Source organism: Saccharothrix sabaoui (assembly GCF_051756985.1).
Lineage (GTDB): Bacteria > Actinomycetota > Actinomycetes > Mycobacteriales > Pseudonocardiaceae > Actinosynnema.
In genome coordinates, this window is the sequence record NZ_JBPKJK010000095.1 from 1 (window position 1) to 16,405 (window position 16,405).

The following is a 16,405-nucleotide window of genomic DNA, read 5'->3' on the forward strand; positions in this document are numbered from 1 at the left end:
CGCTCATCATCACTCACCGCTCACGCGGCTCGATCCGAGGCTTGTTCGATCCTAAGCTTTGTTGTGAAACTTGACGCCCTGGTCGGAACGGCCCTCAGGGCCTCGACTGGGTCTTCTCGTCTCGCGGTCACCCACTCTACCACACTGGGCGGGAGCTTGGTTCGTGACCCGTCGCGCTCCGTTCCGGTTTTCCCGGCCCGTTCCGCGCTGACATGGAGAAAGTTACACGCCCTGGAACTGGAGGTCAAATCGAGGGCGCAGCACCGCTCCACAGGCTGAAACCGCAGGTCAGCAGCCCGTGCAGCGCTCACCCACACGCTATCGGACCCGGTTCGCGCGCAACAGTGTGACCGCGATCACTCCAAATGATGACGGAGGCCGCCGTCCCACGAGGGGGCGGCGGCCTCCGGAAGCGCACGTCCGTGCAGGTCAGGGCACGATCAGGGCTGCACGCGGACGCCCGCCGTGGTGCGCTTGCCGCGGCGGACGACCAGCCACGAGCCGTGGAGCAGGTCCTCCTTGGCGGGCACCCACTCCTCGTCGGTCACCTTCGCGTTGTTCACGTAGGCGCCGCCCTCCTTCACGGTGCGCCGGGCCGCGCCCTTGCTGTCCGCGAGCCCGGAGCTGACGAGCAGGTCGACGATCGTCGGCCCGTCGGCCAGGCGCACCTCGCCGGTCGGCGCCTCGGCCATCGCGGCCTCCAGCGTCGACAGGTCCAGCTCGCGCAGCTCGCCCCGGCCGAACAGGGCCTGGCTGGCCGCGATCACCTGCCGCGTCTCGTGCTCGCCGTGCACGAGGTCGGTGAACTCCTGGGCGAGCTTCTTCTGCGCGGCGCGCAGGTGGGGCGCCTCGGCGGTCTGGCGCTCCAGCTCGGCGATCTCCTCCTTCGGCAGGAAGGTGAACAGCCGCAGGTACCGCAGCACGTCGGCGTCGCCGACGTTCACGAAGTACTGGTACCAGGCGTACGGGGAGGTCATCGCCGGGTCGAGCCACACGTTGCCGCCGCCGGTGGACTTGCCGAACTTGCGGCCCTCGGCGTCGGTGACCAGGGGCGCGGTCAGGGCGTGCACCGTCTTGCCCTCGACCTTCCGGACGAGGTCGACGCCGCCGATGATGTTGCCCCACTGGTCGGAGCCGCCGACCTGGAGCCGCGTCCCGTACTGCCGGTGGAGCTGGAGGTAGTCGTGGGACTGGAGCAGCAGGTAGCTGAACTCGGTGTACGACATGCCGTCGCCTTCGAGGCGGCGCTTGACCGTCTCGCGCGCGAGCATGACGTTGATCGAGAAGTGCTTGCCGACGTCGCGCAGGAACTCCAGGGCGGTGACGGGCCCCGTCCAGTCGAGGTTGTTGACGACGACCGCGCCGGTGGGGCTGTCGTCGAACTCGACGAACCGCTCCAGCTGGCCGCGGATGCGCCCGACCCAGTCGGCGACGGTGTCGAGGGGGTTGAGGGACCGCTCGGCGGTGTCGCGCGGGTCGCCGATCATGCCGGTGGCGCCGCCCGCCAGGACGACGGGCCGGTGCCCGGCGCGCTGGAAGCGGCGCAGCATGAGCAGGGGCACGAGGTTGCCGGCGTGCAGGCTGGGCGCGGTCGGGTCGAACCCGGCGTAGAGGGTGAGCGGGCCCGAGTCGAGGTCCTTCCGCAGTGCGTCGAGGTCGGTGGAGTGCGCGATGAGGCCGCGCCAGGTCAGCTCGTCGAGGATGTGCTCGCTCACCAGGCCATTGTCCGACACCTGGTCAACGCGGTTTGAGGCGGTGTGCGCTTCGGGTAGTCGGGAGCGGGCTCTAGTGAGAGGACCGCAGCGATGAGCTACCCGGATCGCGATCCACGTCCCGCTGACCGCCCCACCGAGGTCGTGCCCCGTCCCGGGGTGCCGCAGGTGCCGCAGCAGCACGTACCCACCCAGCAGCACGCGGCTGCCCAGCAGCAGGTGCCCTACCAGCAGGAGGAGGTCGTGGAGCGCGGTGACGGCCGCGTGCGCGCGGTGCGCGTGGCCTGCGCGGTGATCGACGTGCTGTGCTGGCTGTTCGCCGTCGTGCTGGCGATCCACATCTTCCTGGTGATCGGCGGCGCGAACCCGGCGAACGGGTTCGCGCAGATGATCGAGTCGTGGTCGGCGGGGGTGTCGCTGGGCCTGCGCGACCTGTTCACGCCCGCGAGCGCCGGTCTGCGGACGCTGCTGAACGACGGGCTGGCCGCGCTGCTGTGGCTGCTGATCGGCGCGGTGCTGACGAACGTGATCACCCGGGTCGCGCTGCCGGAGGGCGAGCGGCGGGTCTGGTACCGGCGGACCGTGCGCTGATCACCGGCGCTACCGACGGTCACCGCGTCGTTCACCCTGCCGCACACGGGTATGCCCCGGCTGGTCAATTGCCCGCACCGCGTTCGACCACCAAGTTCGTTCACGTGGCCAGCGACTTGCAGCGGGAGAAGACCTCCATCGTGTTCGCCGCGATGGACGTGAACGGCGACGGTTACCTGGAGCGCGCCGATTTCGAGGCGTTGACGGACCGATGGGTGGGCCTGCGCGGCGGGGACGGGCCGGAGCGGTTGCGGGAGATCATGATGGGCTGGTGGGAGGCGCTGCACGCGGCCTCCGACCAGGACAGCGACGACAAGGTGACGATCGACGAGGTGCTGGCGGTGGTGTCCGACCTGGGCACGATGCTGGACCTCGTAGTGGCCACGGCCGAGTCGATGTTCGAGGCGGTGGACGAGGACGGCGACGGCACGGTGTCGGCGCCCGAGTACGGCCGCATGATCCACGCCTGGACCGGTGACGACGCGCCGACGGACGCGGTGTTCGCCCGGTTGGACCTCGACGGCGACGGCGCGATCTCCAAGTCGGAGTTCGTGCGGCACTGGGTCGAGTTCTGGGCCGGTGACGACCCGGAGGCGCCCGGCACGCACGTGTTCGGCGAGGTGAAGGGCGCCTAGGGGGTGGCGCGGGTGCGGCGGGTGCCCCGGCGGTAGGTGCTGACCGCCGGGGAGTCGATCCAGAACCGCCACGGCACGTCGACCGCGACGGCGACGCCGACGCGGGGCCCGGTGCGGATGTCGGCCGGGTCGACGGGGTCGCCCGCGAGCAGCCGCACGGTGGCGTCCGGCGAGGTCAGGTCGGTGCCGTTGTGGGCGCGGTCGAGGCCGAGGACGCCGGTGAGGCGGGCCGGGCCCTTGGCCAGCTCGGCGTCGCTGCGCGCGGCGGGGCGGCGGGCGCGGGCCAGTTCGACGCCGGTCACGACCTCGCCCGCGCGCAGCAGCACGGCGCCGGGGACGCCGTCGGTGAGCGACACGACGTTGGCGCAGAAGTGCATGCCGTAGACGAAGTACACGTAGAGCCGCCCGGCGGGGCCGAACATGACGTCGTTGCGCGGCGTCCGGCCCCGGTAGCAGTGGGAGGCCGGGTCGTCGCCGCCCCGGTACGCCTCGACCTCGACGACCCGCACGCCCACGACGCCCTCGGGCGAGGTGGCCTCGACGGTGGCGCCGAGCAGGAGCCGGGCGGCGTCGACGGGGTCGACGGCCAGCTCCCGCTCGGTGAGCTGCCTAGGGGAGGCGGGCAAGGGAGACCCTGTCCCGCAGCCTCTTGAGCTGCTCGGCGACCCGGTCGGGCGCGGTGCCGCCGTGGGCGTCGCGGGAGGCGATGGAGCCCTGCACGGTGAGCACGTCGCGCACCTCGGGGGTGAGGGCGGGCGAGATGGCGGCGAACTCGTCGTCGGTCAGCTCGTCCAGGCCGACGCCGCGGGCCTCGGCGGCGCGCACGCACTCCCCCGCCGCCTCGTGGGCGACGCGGAACGGCACGCCCTGCCGGACCAGCCACTCGGCGATGTCGGTGGCCAGGGTGAACCCGGCGGGGGCGAGCGCGGCCATGCGGTCGGTGTCGAACCGCATCGTGGCGATCATCCCGGCCAGGGCGGGCAGCAGCAGCTCCAGCTGCTCGACGGAGTCGAACAGGGGTTCCTTGTCCTCCTGGAGGTCCCGGTTGTAGGCGAGCGGCTGGGCCTTGAGGGTGGCGAGCAGGCCGGTGAGGTTGCCGATGAGCCGGCCGGACTTGCCGCGGGTCAGCTCGGCGACGTCGGGGTTCTTCTTCTGCGGCATGATCGAGCTGCCGGTGGCCCACGCGTCGTCGAGGACGGCGAAGCGGAACTCGGCGGTCGTCCAGATGATCACCTCCTCGGCGATCCGGGACAGGTCGACGCCGATCATGGCCAGCACGAACGCGATCTCGGCGGCGAAGTCGCGCGAGGCGGTGCCGTCGATGGAGTTCTCCACCGGCGCGTCGAAGCCCAGCTCCTCGGCGACCGCGGCGGGGTCGAGGCCCAGCGACGAGCCGGCGAGGGCGCCCGACCCGTACGGGGAGACGGCGGCGCGCTTGTCCCAGTCGCGGAGCCGGTCGACGTCGCGCAGCAGCGCCTGGCCGTGCGCGAGGAGGTGGTGCGCGAGCAGCACGGGCTGCGCGGACTGGAGGTGCGTGCGGCCGGGCATGACGGCGCCGGCGTGCGCGGTGGCCTGGCCGGCGAGGGCGTCGACCACGTCGAGCACGCCCTCGGAGACGCGCTTGGCGGCGTCGCGCAGCCACATGCGGAACAGCGTGGCGACCTGGTCGTTGCGGGAGCGGCCGGCGCGCAGCTTGCCGCCCAGCTCGGGCCCGGCGCGGTCGATGAGGCCGCGTTCCAGGGCGGTGTGCACGTCCTCGTCGGCGAGCACCGGCGTGAACGCGCCGGAGGCGACGTCGGCCTCCAGGGCGTCGAGCGCGGCGAGCATGCGCGCCAGCTCGTCGTCGGTGAGCAGGCCCGCGCGGGTGAGCACGCGGGCGTGCGCCCTGGAACCCCTGATGTCGTAGGGGGCGAGTCGCCAGTCGAAGTGCGTCGAGAGCGACAGCATCGCCATCGCCTCGGCCGGTCCACTGGCGAAACGCCCGCCCCACAGAGAACTCATCTACCCCTGATCCCTCTTCGGCTGGTCGTGCGGGTGGCCCCAGCCGCGGCCGGCGGGGGCGGAGTCGTGCGGCTCGTGGCCGAGCACGGCGGTGACGGTGGCGCGGCCGTCGTGCAGCGCCAGCCGCACCTCGCCGGTCACGTGCCGCCGGGTGGTGCCCAGGAAGCCGTCCAGCGCGTGCCGCAGCGGCGAGAACCACTGCCCGTCGCGCACCAGTTCACCCCACCGGAGGTCGACCTGCCGCTTGAAGCGGGCCGTCCCCTGCTCCAGGGTGGCGGCTTCCAGCTCCCGGTGCGCGGTGGTCAGCGCGAGGGCACCGGGTGCCTGCCGCACCCCGCGCACAGTGTGCCGGCCGGCCTTGAGGTCGAGTTCGCGGATGGCCTGGAACGCGGTGACGGTCTCGCCGTCGAGGGCGACGGGCACGCCCCGGTCGAAGGTGACGACGACCTCGCAGGCGTCGGCGGGCCCGGTGCTCGCGGCCTCGCCGCCGGTGTCGGGCCCGGTCCGGGGTGGTTCGTGGTCGGGCGCGAGGACGGTCAGGTGCGGTGCGAGGGCCTCGACGCCGGCTTCGACGGCCGCCCGGTCGGCGGCGGCGAGGTCGTGGGCGACGGCCCCGGCGCCGTGCCGCTCGGCGACCCGGACGAGGTGCTCGGCGAGCAGCGGCCGGGTGAGGGCGGGGAGCAGCGGGCCGTGCAGCGCGTTGGCCCGCAGCGCGGGCAGGCAGTAGTGCTCGGCGAACTCGTCGCGGGCGTCCACGACGAGGGCCTCGGCGGCGCCGCAGGCGAGGGCCCGCTCGCGGACGGCGACGAGGGCCCCGCCGACGGGGGCACCGCCCACCGGGGCGACGGCGCGGCCGACGTCGAGGGTCACCGCGATGACCTCGGCGCCGGTCTCGGCGAGGCGGCGCAGGGCGACGGACGAGGCGAGGGCGCCCGAGTAGGCCAGGACGACCCGCCGGTTCACGGTCCCTCGTCCCCGGGTTCGCCGGTGGCGAGGGCGGCGACCCGGGCCGCCAGCTCGGCGCCGGTGAGCGGTTCGCGGGCGACGGCGAGGATGGTGTCGTCGCCCGCGATGGTGCCGACGATGTCGTGCAGCGCGGCCCGGTCCAGGGCGCTGGCCAGGAACTGGGCCGCGCCGGGCGGGGTGCGCAGGACGGCGAGGTTGCCGGAGTGGTCCACGGACACCAGCAGCTCGTTGAGGACCCGCACGAGCCGGGTGGTGCCGCCCTGCACGCCGCGCACGGGGCTGCCGTCCTCGGGGATGACGTAGACGGGCGCGCCGCCGTCGGGTCCGCGCAGCTTCACCGCACCGAGCTCGTCCAGGTCGCGCGACAGCGTGGCCTGGGTGACCTCGATGCCCTCCACCGCAAGCGTTTTCGCCAGCTCCGACTGGCTGCGGATGGCGCGCTGGGCGACCAGTTCGACGATGCGGGCCTGCCGCGCGGTGCGTGTCACGCCGACTGCTCCAGGAGCCAGACGAGCAGCGCCTTCTGGGCGTGCAGGCGGTTCTCGGCCTCGTCCCAGACGGCGCTGTCGGGGCCGTCGAGGACGTCGTCGGTGATCTCCTGGCCGCGGTGGGCGGGCAGGCAGTGCAGGACCGTGGTGCGCACGCCGGTGGCGGCGACGAGGTCGGCGTTGACCTGGTAGGGCCGGAAGGGCCGCATCCGGTCGCGGCCGTCGTTTTCCTGGCCCATCGACGTCCACGTGTCGGTGACGAGCACGTCCGCGCCGTCCACGGCCTCGCGCGGGTCGGTGACCACCCGGACCGAGCCGCCGGTGTCGGCGGCGCGCTTGCGGGCGTCGTCGAGGACCCACGGCTGCGGTTGGAAGTTCTCGGGCGCGGCGATCCGCACGTGCATGCCCGCGGTGACGCCGCCGAGCAGCATCGAGTGGGACATGTTGTTCGCGCCGTCGCCCAGGTAGGTGACGGTGAGGCCGGGCAGCGCGCCGTGCCGCAGGCGGATCGTCTGGAGGTCGGCGAGCACCTGGCAGGGGTGGAACTCGTCGGTCAGCGCGTTGATCACCGGGATGCGCGAGACGGACGCCATGGCGTCGATGCGCTTCTGCGCGAAGGTGCGCCAGATGACCGCGTCGACGTAGCCGGACAGGATGCGGGAGGTGTCCTCGATGGTCTCCTCGCGGCCGAGCTGCATGGAGCGGCCGTCGATGATCACCGGGTTGCCGCCGAGCTGGGCGATGCCCACCTCGAACGACAGGCGGGTGCGGGTGGAGTTCTTCTCGAAGATGACCGCGACGGACTTCGGCCCGGCCAGGGGCTTGGCGGTGAGCCGGTCGGTCTTGCAGGCGTCGGCGAGGTCGAGGACCTCGGCCTGCTCGGCGGGCGTCAGGTCGTCGTCGCGCAGGAAGTGCCGGACCACGTCAGACCTCCAACCAGGTGGGCAGCTCGGCGACGAGCCGGTGGGCGTCGGCCTGGTCGAGGACCAGCGGCGGGGCGAGCCGGATGACGTCGGGCTGGATGGGGTTGATGAGGTACCCGGCCTGCTGCGCGGCCGCCGCGGCCTTCGCCGAGACCGCCTCGCGCAGCGTGATCCCGAGCAGCAGGCCGGCGCCCCGCACACCGGAGATGAGCGGGTGGTCGAGGGCCTCGACGCCGGCGGCGATCTCCTTGCCGACGGCGGAGGCGTGCTCCAGCAGCCCGTCGGCGGCGATCGTGTCGAGCACGGCGAGCGCGGCGGCGCAGCACACCGGGTTGCCGCCGAACGTGGTGCCGTGCTGGCCGGGCGCGAACAGGTCCTTGGCGGGGCCGAGGGCGACGCACACGCCCAGCGGCAGGCCGCCGCCGATGCCCTTGGCCAGCGTGAACACGTCCGGCACGACGCCGGCCTGCTGGAAGGCGAACCAGGTGCCGAGGCGGCCGACGCCGGTCTGCACCTCGTCGAGCACGAGCAGCGCGCCGTGCTCGGCGGTGATGCGGCGGGCGGCCTGGAGGTAGCCCTCGGGCGGCACGACGACGCCGTTCTCGCCCTGGATGGGTTCCACGACGAACGCGGCGGTGTCGTCGTCGATCACCGCCTCCAGCGCCTCGACGTCGCCGAACGGGACGTGCACGACGCCGGGCACCAGCGGTTCGAACGGTTCGCGCTTGGCGGGCTGGCCGGTGAGCGCGAGGGCGCCCATGGTGCGGCCGTGGAAGCCGCCCTCGGTGGCGACGACCTTCACCCGGCCGGTGCGGCGGCTGAGCTTGAACGCGGCCTCGTTGGCCTCGGCGCCGGAGTTGCAGAACAGCACCCGGCCGTCGCCGTCCGCGCCGGCCAGGTCGAGCAGGCGCTCGGCGAGCTTGAGCGCGGGCTCGTTGATGTAGAGGTTGGAGGTGTGGGAGATCCGGCCGATCTGCTCGGTGACGGCCGCGACGACCGCCGGGTGGGCGTGGCCGAGGGCGTTGACGGCGATGCCGGTGAGCAGGTCGAGGTAGCGGTTGCCGTCGGCGTCCCAGACGTGCGCGCCCTCGCCGCGCACCAGGGTCAGGTCGGGTGTGCCGTAGTTGTTCATCATCGCGGCCTGCCACCGCTGCCGGTCGTTCATGCCCGTTCCCCAGTCCCCTCGGTCACCATGGTCCCGACGCCCTCGGAGGTGAAGACCTCCAGCAGCACCGAGTGCGCCAACCGCCCGTCGATCACGTGCGCCTCCGGGACGCCGCCGCGCACCGCGCGCAGGCACGCCTCCATCTTGGGCACCATCCCGCTGTCCAGGTCGGGCAGCATCTTCTCCAGCGCGTCGGCGTCGACGCGGTGCAGCAGCGAGCCGCGGTCCGGCCAGTTCGCGTACAGGCCCTCCACGTCGGTGAGGACCACGAGCTTCCGCGCCCGCAGCGCGACGGCCACCGCGCCCGCCGCCGTGTCGGCGTTGACGTTGTGCACGACGCCGTCGGCGTCCGGGGCGACGGAGGAGATCACCGGGATGCGGCCGGCGTGCACGACGTCGAGCACCGCGTCCGGGTCGACGTCCACGATGTCGCCGACGAGGCCGATGTCGACCGGTTCGCCGTCCACGACCGCGGGGCGGCGGGCGGCGGTGAGCAGGCGGGCGTCCTCGCCGGACAGGCCGACCGCGTACGGGCCGTGCTCGTTGATCAGGCCGACGAGTTCGCGCTGCACCTGGCCGACGAGCACCATGCGGACGACGTCCATGGCCTCGGGCGTGGTGACGCGCAGGCCGCCGCGGAACTCGCTGTGGATGCCGAGCTTCCCGAGCATGGCGGCGATCTGCGGGCCGCCGCCGTGCACCACGACCGGGTGCAGGCCGGCGAGCTTGAGGAACACGACGTCCTGGGCGAACGCGCGCTTGAGCGCGTCGTCGACCATGGCGTTGCCGCCGTACTTGAGGACGACGGTGGCGCCGCGGGAGCGCTGGAGCCAGGGCAGCGCCTCGACCAGGACGGCGGCCTTGTCGTGCGGTGTGGTCATGAGCTGTACGCGCTGTTCTCTTCGACGTAGGCGTGCGACAGGTCGGTGGTGAGCACGGTGGCCGTGCCGTCGCCGAGGCCCAGGCTCACCACGATCTCGACGTCGCGGCCGGACAGGTCGGCCTCGGCGCGGTCGGCGGCCTTGTGGCCGTCGGCGAACAGCGTGACGCCGTTGATGGCGATGCCGAGCCTGTGCTGGTCGACGGTGGCCCTCGACCGGCCCACGGCCATCGCGATGCGGCCCCAGTTGGGGTCCGAGCCGAACAGCGCGGTCTTCACCAGGTTGTCCTCGGCGACGGTCTTGGCGACCTCGACGGCCTCGGCCTCGGTGAGCGCGCCGTCGACCGTGATGGACACCTCCTTGGTGACGCCCTCCGCGTCGCCCTGGAGCTGCTTGACCAGGTCGCCCGCGACGGCTTCGAGGACGCGCGCGAACTCCTCGGCGTCGGGGGTGGTGCCGGACGCGCCGGAGGCGAGCAGCAGCACGGTGTCGTTGGTGGACGTGCCGCCGTCCACGTCGAGCCGGTCGTAGGTGCGGGCGGTGACCCGGCGCAGGGCCGCGTCGAGCGCGTCGCCGTCGAGGGCGGCGTCGGTGGTGATGACGCTGAGCATGGTGGCCATGTTCGGCGACAGCATCCCGGCGCCCTTGACGAAGCCGCCGACGGACCAGCCGTCGGGGTGGGCCTCGAACGACTGCTTGGGGTGGGTGTCGGTGGTCATCACGGCGGTGGCGGCGGCCAGGCCGGCCTCGTCGGTGCCGGCCAGTTCCGCGGCGGCCTTGTCGACGCCCGCGGTGAGGGCGTCCATGGGCAGGCGCTCGCCGATGAGGCCGGTGGAGCACACGGCGACCTCGATCGCGCCGACACCGAGGACGTCCGCGACCTTCTCGGCGGTGGCGTGGGTGTCCTGGAAGCCCTCCGGGCCGGTGCACGCGTTCGCGCCGCCGGAGTTGAGCACCACGGCGCGCAGCCTGCGCTCCCCGAGCACCTGCTGGGACCACAGGACGGGCGCGGCCTTGACCTGATTGGTGGTGAAGACGCCCGCGGCGGCCTGGCCCGGCCCCTCGTTGACGACCAGCGCGAGGTCGAGCGCGCCGGACTCCTTGATGCCGGCCGCGACACCCGCGGCCCTGAAGCCGGACGGGCCGGTCACACCCCTGCTGCGGTTCACGGTGCTACTCCCACGGTGGACAGGCCGGTGGTCTCCGGCAGGCCGAGTGCCAGGTTCATGCACTGCACCGCGGCGCCCGCGGTGCCCTTCGCCAGGTTGTCGACCGCGGCGACGACGACGAGCCTGCCCAGGTCCCGGTCGACGGTGACCTGGAGCTGCACGGCGTTCGAGCCGAGCACCGCGCCCGTGGTGGGCCAGTGGCCCTCCGGCAGCAGGTGCACGAACGGCTCGTCGGCGTACGCCTTCGCGTAGGCGGCGCGGACGTCCTCGTCGGGGTCCTTGAGGGTCGCGGAGCAGGTGGCCAGGATGCCGCGCGGCAGCGGGGCCAGCACGGGGGTGAACGAGACCTTCACGTCGTGCCCGGCGACGGCGGTCAGGTTCTGCGCGATCTCGGGGGTGTGCCGGTGCGCGCCGCCGACGCCGTAGGCGGACAGCGAGCCCATGACCTCCGAGCCGAGCAGGTTCGGCTTGAGCGACTTGCCCGCGCCGGACGCGCCGGAGACGGCGACCACGGTGACCTCGGGCTCGACCAGCCCCATCGCGGGGGCCAGGGCCAGCGAGGACACGGTCGGGTAGCAGCCGGGCACGGCGACGCGCCGGGCGCCGCGCAGCTCGTCGCGCTTGCCGGGCAGCTCGGGCAGGCCGTAGGGCCAGCTGCCCGCGTGCTCGCCGCCGTACCAGCGCTCCCAGGCCGCGGCGCTGGTGAGCCGGTGGTCCGCGCCGCAGTCGACGACGAGGACGTCGTCGCCGAGCAGGGCGGCGAGTTCGGCGGACTTGCCGTGCGGGAGGGCGAGGAAGACGACGTCGTGGCCGCGCAGGCGCTCGGCGGTGGTCTCCTCCAGCACGCGGTCGGCCAGCGGCAGCAGGTGCGGCTGGTGGGCGAGCAGCGGCGCGCCCGCGTTGCCGCCCGCCGTGAGCGCCCCGATCTCCACGTCCGGGTGCCCGAGCAGCAGCCGGAGCACCTCACCGCCGGCGTAGCCACTGGCCCCGGCCACCGCGATCCGCACCGTCATGCGGATAAGTATGCACCGCCGTGCATCATCACTCAAATTTTATTCCACGGTGTGGGAGCACCTCACCGCGCCGCGGTCCACCGGGCCGCGGGTCACCACGCCACGGGCAGCGACGACAGGCCGTGGACGACCTGCTGCGAGCGGAACACCGGCTCGCCGGCCAGGCGCAGGTCCGGGAAGCGGCGGACCAGCGCCGGGAAGGCGGCGCGCATCTCCAGCCGGGCCAGGGGCGCGCCGACGCAGTGGTGGACGCCGTGGCCGAACGCGACGTGGCTCACCGGCGAGCGGGTCAGGTCGAGGTCGTCGGCGCCGGCCAGCAGGTCGGGGTCGCGGTTGGCGGCGGGCAGCGAGCAGACGACGAGGTCGCCCGCGGCCAGCTCGCGCCCGCCCAGCTCGACGTCGGCGGTCACCACCCGCGGCACGCCGGTGTGCACGACGGTCAGCCAGCGCAGCAGCTCCTCCACCGCAGCGTCGTCCAGGTCGGGTCGCTCGCGCAGCAGGCGGCACTGGTCGGGGTGGCGCAGCAGGGCCAGCGCGCCCAGGCTCAGCATGTTCGCCGTGGTCTCGTGGCCCGCGAGCAGCAGCAGGTCGGCCACGCCCACCAGCTCGTCGTCCGCCAGGCCGCCGTCGGCCGGCCCGCCGGCGCGCGCCAGGACGCCCAGCAGGTCGTCGCCCGGTTCGACCCTGGCGCGGGCGACCAGCTCGGCCAGGTAGGCGCGGGACCGCAGCGCGACGGCGAACCGCTCGTCGGGTGAGAGGGACACGTCGAAGAAGTCGGCGGCGCGCTGCTGGAACTCGCTGCGCTCCGCGTAGGGCACGCCCAGCAGCTCGCAGATCACCAGCGACGGCACCGGCAGCGCGAACGCGGGCACGAGGTCGGCGGGCGGGCCGGCGGCGGCCACCGCGTCGAGGTGGTCGCGCACGATCTCGCGCACCCGGGGTTCGAGCAGGCGCACCCGCCGGGCGGTGAAGCCGGGCGCGACCAGCCGCCGCAGCCGGGTGTGCCCGGGCGGGTCGTAGCCGAGCGGGTTGCCGGGCCGCACGCGGGCCAGCTCCTCCTCGGACATGGCGGGCGCGCCGGGCACGAGGTGGTGCGCGGAGTTGCCGAACACGACCGGGTCGCCCAGGACGCGGCGGACGTCGGCGACGCGGGTCACCAGCCACACCCGGTCGCCGATCGGCGAGTCGAACAGCCGCACGCCCTCGTCGTCGCGCACCGCGGCCAGCTCGGCCGCCGGGGCGAACCCCTCGCGGCGCATGTGCAGGGGCAGGGTCATGGCGGGCCTCCGGCGTCGGCGGTGCGGGGAGGGGCGGCGCGGACACGGTAGCGACGGCGCGGGGTGACGCGGCAGGGTCGGGCGAGTGAGACGCCACGACACGGGCAGTGACGGACGACTGCGCACGGTGATCTTCAGCCGGCCGGACGAGGGTGATCGCGGCTGGTCGCGGCTGGCGGCGGCCGGGCGCGGCTAGCGGCGGCCGGGCGCGGCTAGCGGCGGCCGGGCGCCACGAGGTCCGCCCACCGCGCGGCGTCGGCCCCGGTGAGCACGCGGTCGAGCACCACGGTCGGCCGCATCAGCGGGTAGGCGCGGCCGGCTTCCCAGGAGCGCCCCCGGGGCGGGTCGAGCACCACGACGCGCCGCCCGCCCACCAGCGGCACGTCCGCCGGCCGGCCCTCGTGCCGGATCGCCGCGCCGTGCGCGTCGACCAGGGTGAACGAGCCGCGGATGCCGCCCTCGGGCCGGAGGTCGTCGCCGTCGACCGCCGCCGCCACCCACCGGGGGTGCGGCGGCCGGCCCGGCAGCAGGCCGCGCGCCGGGTCGCCGACGAGCACCGCCGCGAGCAGGGTGTGCAGCTGGGCGTTGTCGCCGACGCCGCCGACGGTCAGCTCGTAGGCGGCGCCCGTGCCCCGGTGGACGACGACCAGCGGTTCGTCGTCGAGCACGTCCAGCAGGCCGTGCAGCCACGGCGCGGAGGCCACCCGCCGCGCCGCCCCGGTCGCCGCGCGGAGCCGGTCGCGGTGGGGCAGGGCGCGCCGCACGTCGGCGAGCTGCAACGGCACCAGCAGCCCGGCCACCCACTCGTCGACGGCGAACCACGCCTCGGCCACGTGCCGGCCGTCCGGGGTGGGCAGCCGCGTCAGCACGGCGGGGATGTTGTCGCGCTCCGGCGCGGGCGGCTCGCCACCGCCCGCGGCGCGCCACCGCCCCACGAACCGCGTCGCCCGCTCCAGGGCGTCGGCCACGCGCAGCACCAGCGGCCCCAGCACGGGTGCCGGGTCGCCGCCGAGGTGCACCAGGGCGCCGGTGAGCTGCACGAGGTCGCCGCCGTTGCCCAGCGACAGGTCGGGCAGCGCCGGTCCCAGCACGGCGAGGGCGGCGGACAGCTGCGCCCCGTCGGCCTCCGGGAGGCGCTCGACCAGCACCTCGTAGACCTCGCGGAACCCCGCGGCGTCGCGCCGGCCCACCGCGTCCACGAGCGCGGCGCACGACCCGGGCAGTTCCGCGTTCTCCGGCACGACGCGAGCGTAGCCGCGCCTACCGGCCGAAGCGCTCCAGCGCGCGGATCTTGTTCGTGGCGTCCAGGGCGGCGACCTTGTACGCCTCGGACAGGGTCGGGTAGTTGAAGACGGTGTCCACCAGGTAGTCCACCGTGCCGCCGCACGCCATGACGGCCTGCCCGATGTGGACGAGGTCCGTCGCGCCGGTGCCGAACAGGTGCACGCCCAGCAGCTTGCGGTCCACGGTGGACACCAGCAGCTTGAGCATCCCGTAGGCGTCGCCGACGATCGAGCCACGCGCCAGCTCCCGGTACCGCGCCAGGCCCACCTCGTACGGCGTGGCGGACGAGGTCAGCTCGGCCTCCGTGGCGCCGCAGTAGGAGATCTCCGGGATGGTGTAGATGCCGATCGGCTGCAACGACGACAGCTCGCGCGCCTCCTCGCCGAACGCGTGGTAGGCGGCGAGCCTGCCCTGGTCCATCGACGTGGCGGCCAGCGCCGGGAAGCCGATCACGTCGCCCACCGCGTAGATGTGCTCCACGGGCGTGCGGTAGTGCTCGTCCACGGCGAGCCGGCCGCGCCGGTCGGCCTCCAGGCCCGCCTTGTCCAGGTCGAGCGCCTCGGTGTTGCCCTGCCGGCCGGCCGAGTACATGACCGCGGCGGCCGGGATGCGCTTGCCGCTGGCCAGCGTCGTCACCGTGCCGCTCTCCGACACGTCGACGGTGACGACCTTCTCGCCGAACCGGAACGTCACCGCCAGGTCGCGCAGGTGGAACTTGAGCGACTCGACGATCTCCGGGTCGCAGAAGTCGAGCATCCGGTCGCGCTGCTCGACCACCGTGACGCGGGTGCCGAGCGCGGCGAACATGGAGGCGTACTCGATGCCGATGACGCCCGCGCCGACCACGACCAGCGACGACGGGATCTCGTTGAGCGCCAGCACCTCGTCGGAGTCGAGGACCCGCTCCTCGTCGAAGTCCACCTGCTCCGGGCGCGCGGGCCGGGTGCCGGTGGCGATCACGACCTTGTCGGCGGTGACGACCTGGTGCTCGCCGCGGTGCGCGCCCTGCACGGCGACGGTGTGCGGGTCGACGAAGCTCGCCGTGCCGCTGAGCAGGTCGATGTGGTTGCGGTGCAGCTGGGCGCGCACGACCTGGACCTCGCGCCCGATGACGTGCTGCGTGCGGGCGAGCAGGTCGGAGATGGTGATGTCGTTCTTGACCCGGTAGCTCGCGCCGTACAGCTCGCGCTGGCTCATCCCGGTCAGGTACATCACCGCCTCGCGCAGCGTCTTCGACGGGATCGTCCCGGTGTTGACGCACACGCCGCCCACCATGTCGGCGCGGTCCACGACGGCGACGCGCTTGCCGAGCTTGGCGCCCGCGATGGCCGCCTTCTGCCCGCCGGGGCCCGATCCGATGACGACCAGGTCGTAGTCGTACTCGCTCATGCCCGAAGCCTCGCACAAGAACCCGTTCCGCGGTGATCGGGTGAACGGACCCGCCGGGGCGGTCCGCCGCGGTCGGGGCCGACGCCGCCGACCCCTTCCCGCGCGAGGCCCCCGAGCGCCCCTAGCCGCGGGCCGCGCGCCCCGTGTAGGTGAGCGGGAAGACGAGGTCCTGGCACGCCACCGGCACGTCGTGCGAGATCTGCACGACCATCTCCACCTCGACCTCGCCGGCGGGCGGGATGGTGACCGGTTCCCCCATGGGCACCACGGTGAGCACCCCGGAGGGGCAGTCGGGGACGCGGTTGTGCGCCGCGTCCAGCGGTTGGCCCGGCAGGGCCTGGAGGGTCAGCACGACGATGTCGACGCTGTTGGGGTTGGAGAGGCGCACCAGCCGCGCGCCCTCGCTGCCCGGGGTCAGCTCGACCGGGGCGCCGGAGACGTCGTCGATGCCGAACGGCTCCAGGTCGGCCACCCCGGCCTCGGCGCCGCTCACCGAGTACGCCATGGCGGGCAACTCGGGTTCGGGCCAGGTCAGGTGCATGGACGCCACCACGACGGCGCCCGCACCGAGGATGGTCGCGGCGACGGCGGCTTCCATCCGGGGACCCAAACTGCGCATGAGGCAACCTCACTCGATTGCTGCTCCAGGCGGTGGGTTCGCCGCTAGCTCCCCGTCGGACCGGCGACCAGACACGCCCGGCGGTTCATCGCTTCGCCCCTCGGCCCAGCGGGCCGCGGGATCAATCTTGAAGAACGTTCAACCTCCGCGCAAGGACCCGGCCTGCCCGGAAACACGGGTCTTTGGGCCCCTTGACACGCCACGGCACCGGGGTTGACCTGCGCGTTCACCGGTTTCGACGACCGCGGGCATCACCCGACCGGCCTAGTCCCGGACCCGCAGCGGTGCGGCT

Annotated in this window: 16 protein-coding genes; 2 read left to right on the forward strand and 14 right to left on the reverse strand. The window is 73.9% G+C overall.

The annotated features are described in order from the left end of the window. Window positions 1–440: 440 nt before the first annotated feature. The gene (gene tyrS, locus ACR807_RS26000) at window positions 441–1,715 is read right to left on the reverse strand and encodes a tyrosine--tRNA ligase (protein ID WP_438924032.1); all 1,275 of its coding nucleotides are present in this window, start codon (window positions 1,713–1,715) and stop codon (window positions 441–443) included. Window positions 1,716–1,805: 90 nt separating this feature from the next. On the opposite strand from tyrS, the gene ACR807_RS26005 reads away from it, so the two are divergent. Both ACR807_RS26005 and ACR807_RS26010 read left to right on the forward strand, forming a co-directional pair. Beyond that, window positions 1,806–2,303, forward strand: a complete 498-nt coding sequence (locus tag ACR807_RS26005; RefSeq protein ID WP_438924033.1) for a hypothetical protein — start codon at window positions 1,806–1,808, stop codon at window positions 2,301–2,303. A 104-nt stretch (window positions 2,304–2,407) separates the two neighbouring features. After that, window positions 2,408–2,938 (forward strand): EF-hand domain-containing protein, encoded by a 531-nt coding sequence (locus ACR807_RS26010; protein ID WP_438924034.1) that lies wholly within the window; start codon window positions 2,408–2,410, stop codon window positions 2,936–2,938. Here the strand turns inward: ACR807_RS26010 and ACR807_RS26015 are convergent. From ACR807_RS26015 to ACR807_RS26075, 13 genes are all read right to left on the reverse strand, one after another. After that, window positions 2,935–3,564, reverse strand: a complete 630-nt coding sequence (locus ACR807_RS26015) for a DNA-3-methyladenine glycosylase (RefSeq protein ID WP_438924035.1) — start codon at window positions 3,562–3,564, stop codon at window positions 2,935–2,937. The genes ACR807_RS26010 and ACR807_RS26015 overlap by 4 nt on opposite strands. After that, entirely contained in the window at window positions 3,548–4,939 is a 1,392-nt protein-coding gene (gene argH, locus ACR807_RS26020; protein WP_438924036.1) for an argininosuccinate lyase, read from the reverse strand. Before argH ends, ACR807_RS26015 begins: the two co-directional genes overlap by 17 nt. Beyond that, window positions 4,940–5,902: an argininosuccinate synthase domain-containing protein gene (locus tag ACR807_RS26025; protein WP_438924037.1), complete on the reverse strand. Its 963-nt coding sequence runs from the start codon at window positions 5,900–5,902 to the stop codon at window positions 4,940–4,942. Beyond that, window positions 5,899–6,393 carry an arginine repressor gene (locus ACR807_RS26030; RefSeq protein WP_438924038.1) on the reverse strand — a complete coding sequence of 165 codons (495 nt, stop codon included), beginning with the start codon at window positions 6,391–6,393 and terminating at the stop codon, window positions 5,899–5,901. The genes ACR807_RS26025 and ACR807_RS26030 overlap by 4 nt, the downstream gene beginning before the upstream one ends. Next, window positions 6,390–7,316: an ornithine carbamoyltransferase gene (gene argF / locus ACR807_RS26035; protein ID WP_438924039.1), complete on the reverse strand. Its 927-nt coding sequence runs from the start codon at window positions 7,314–7,316 to the stop codon at window positions 6,390–6,392. Before argF ends, ACR807_RS26030 begins: the two co-directional genes overlap by 4 nt. Window position 7,317: 1 nt before the next feature. Beyond that, complete coding sequence (locus tag ACR807_RS26040) at window positions 7,318–8,481, reverse strand: acetylornithine transaminase (protein ID WP_438924040.1); 1,164 nt, start codon at window positions 8,479–8,481, stop codon at window positions 7,318–7,320. Next, window positions 8,478–9,362 (reverse strand): acetylglutamate kinase, encoded by an 885-nt coding sequence (argB, locus tag ACR807_RS26045; protein ID WP_438924041.1) that lies wholly within the window; start codon window positions 9,360–9,362, stop codon window positions 8,478–8,480. Before argB ends, ACR807_RS26040 begins: the two co-directional genes overlap by 4 nt. Then, window positions 9,359–10,531: a bifunctional glutamate N-acetyltransferase/amino-acid acetyltransferase ArgJ gene (argJ, locus tag ACR807_RS26050; protein ID WP_438924042.1), complete on the reverse strand. Its 1,173-nt coding sequence runs from the start codon at window positions 10,529–10,531 to the stop codon at window positions 9,359–9,361. Before argJ ends, argB begins: the two co-directional genes overlap by 4 nt. Next, complete coding sequence (gene argC / locus ACR807_RS26055; protein WP_438924043.1) at window positions 10,528–11,544, reverse strand: N-acetyl-gamma-glutamyl-phosphate reductase; 1,017 nt, start codon at window positions 11,542–11,544, stop codon at window positions 10,528–10,530. The genes argJ and argC overlap by 4 nt, the downstream gene beginning before the upstream one ends. Before the next feature lie 92 nt (window positions 11,545–11,636). Next, entirely contained in the window at window positions 11,637–12,821 is a 1,185-nt protein-coding gene (locus ACR807_RS26060) for a cytochrome P450 (protein ID WP_438924044.1), read from the reverse strand. Between the two features lie 212 nt (window positions 12,822–13,033). After that, window positions 13,034–14,062 carry a hypothetical protein gene (locus ACR807_RS26065; protein WP_438924045.1) on the reverse strand — a complete coding sequence of 343 codons (1,029 nt, stop codon included), beginning with the start codon at window positions 14,060–14,062 and terminating at the stop codon, window positions 13,034–13,036. Between the two features lie 19 nt (window positions 14,063–14,081). Next, window positions 14,082–15,494 carry a Si-specific NAD(P)(+) transhydrogenase gene (gene sthA / locus ACR807_RS26070; protein ID WP_438924046.1) on the reverse strand — a complete coding sequence of 471 codons (1,413 nt, stop codon included), beginning with the start codon at window positions 15,492–15,494 and terminating at the stop codon, window positions 14,082–14,084. A 121-nt stretch (window positions 15,495–15,615) separates the two neighbouring features. After that, a complete protein-coding gene (locus ACR807_RS26075) occupies window positions 15,616–16,113 on the reverse strand; it encodes a hypothetical protein (RefSeq protein ID WP_438924047.1) in 498 nt (165 codons plus the stop codon). Window positions 16,114–16,405: the final 292 nt, after the last annotated feature.

Coding starts and splice junctions, on each gene's coding strand:
- ACR807_RS26040 (WP_438924040.1), bottom strand. CDS start 8,481: ATGAACGACCGGCAGCGGTGGCAGGCCGCGATGATGAACAACTACGGC.
- argH (WP_438924036.1), bottom strand. CDS start 4,939: ATGAGTTCTCTGTGGGGCGGGCGTTTCGCCAGTGGACCGGCCGAGGCG.
- ACR807_RS26060 (WP_438924044.1), bottom strand. CDS start 12,821: ATGACCCTGCCCCTGCACATGCGCCGCGAGGGGTTCGCCCCGGCGGCC.
- sthA (WP_438924046.1), bottom strand. CDS start 15,494: ATGAGCGAGTACGACTACGACCTGGTCGTCATCGGATCGGGCCCCGGC.
- argB (WP_438924041.1), bottom strand. CDS start 9,362: ATGACCACACCGCACGACAAGGCCGCCGTCCTGGTCGAGGCGCTGCCC.
- argC (WP_438924043.1), bottom strand. CDS start 11,544: ATGACGGTGCGGATCGCGGTGGCCGGGGCCAGTGGCTACGCCGGCGGT.
- ACR807_RS26005 (WP_438924033.1), top strand. CDS start 1,806: ATGAGCTACCCGGATCGCGATCCACGTCCCGCTGACCGCCCCACCGAG.
- ACR807_RS26075 (WP_438924047.1), bottom strand. CDS start 16,113: ATGCGCAGTTTGGGTCCCCGGATGGAAGCCGCCGTCGCCGCGACCATC.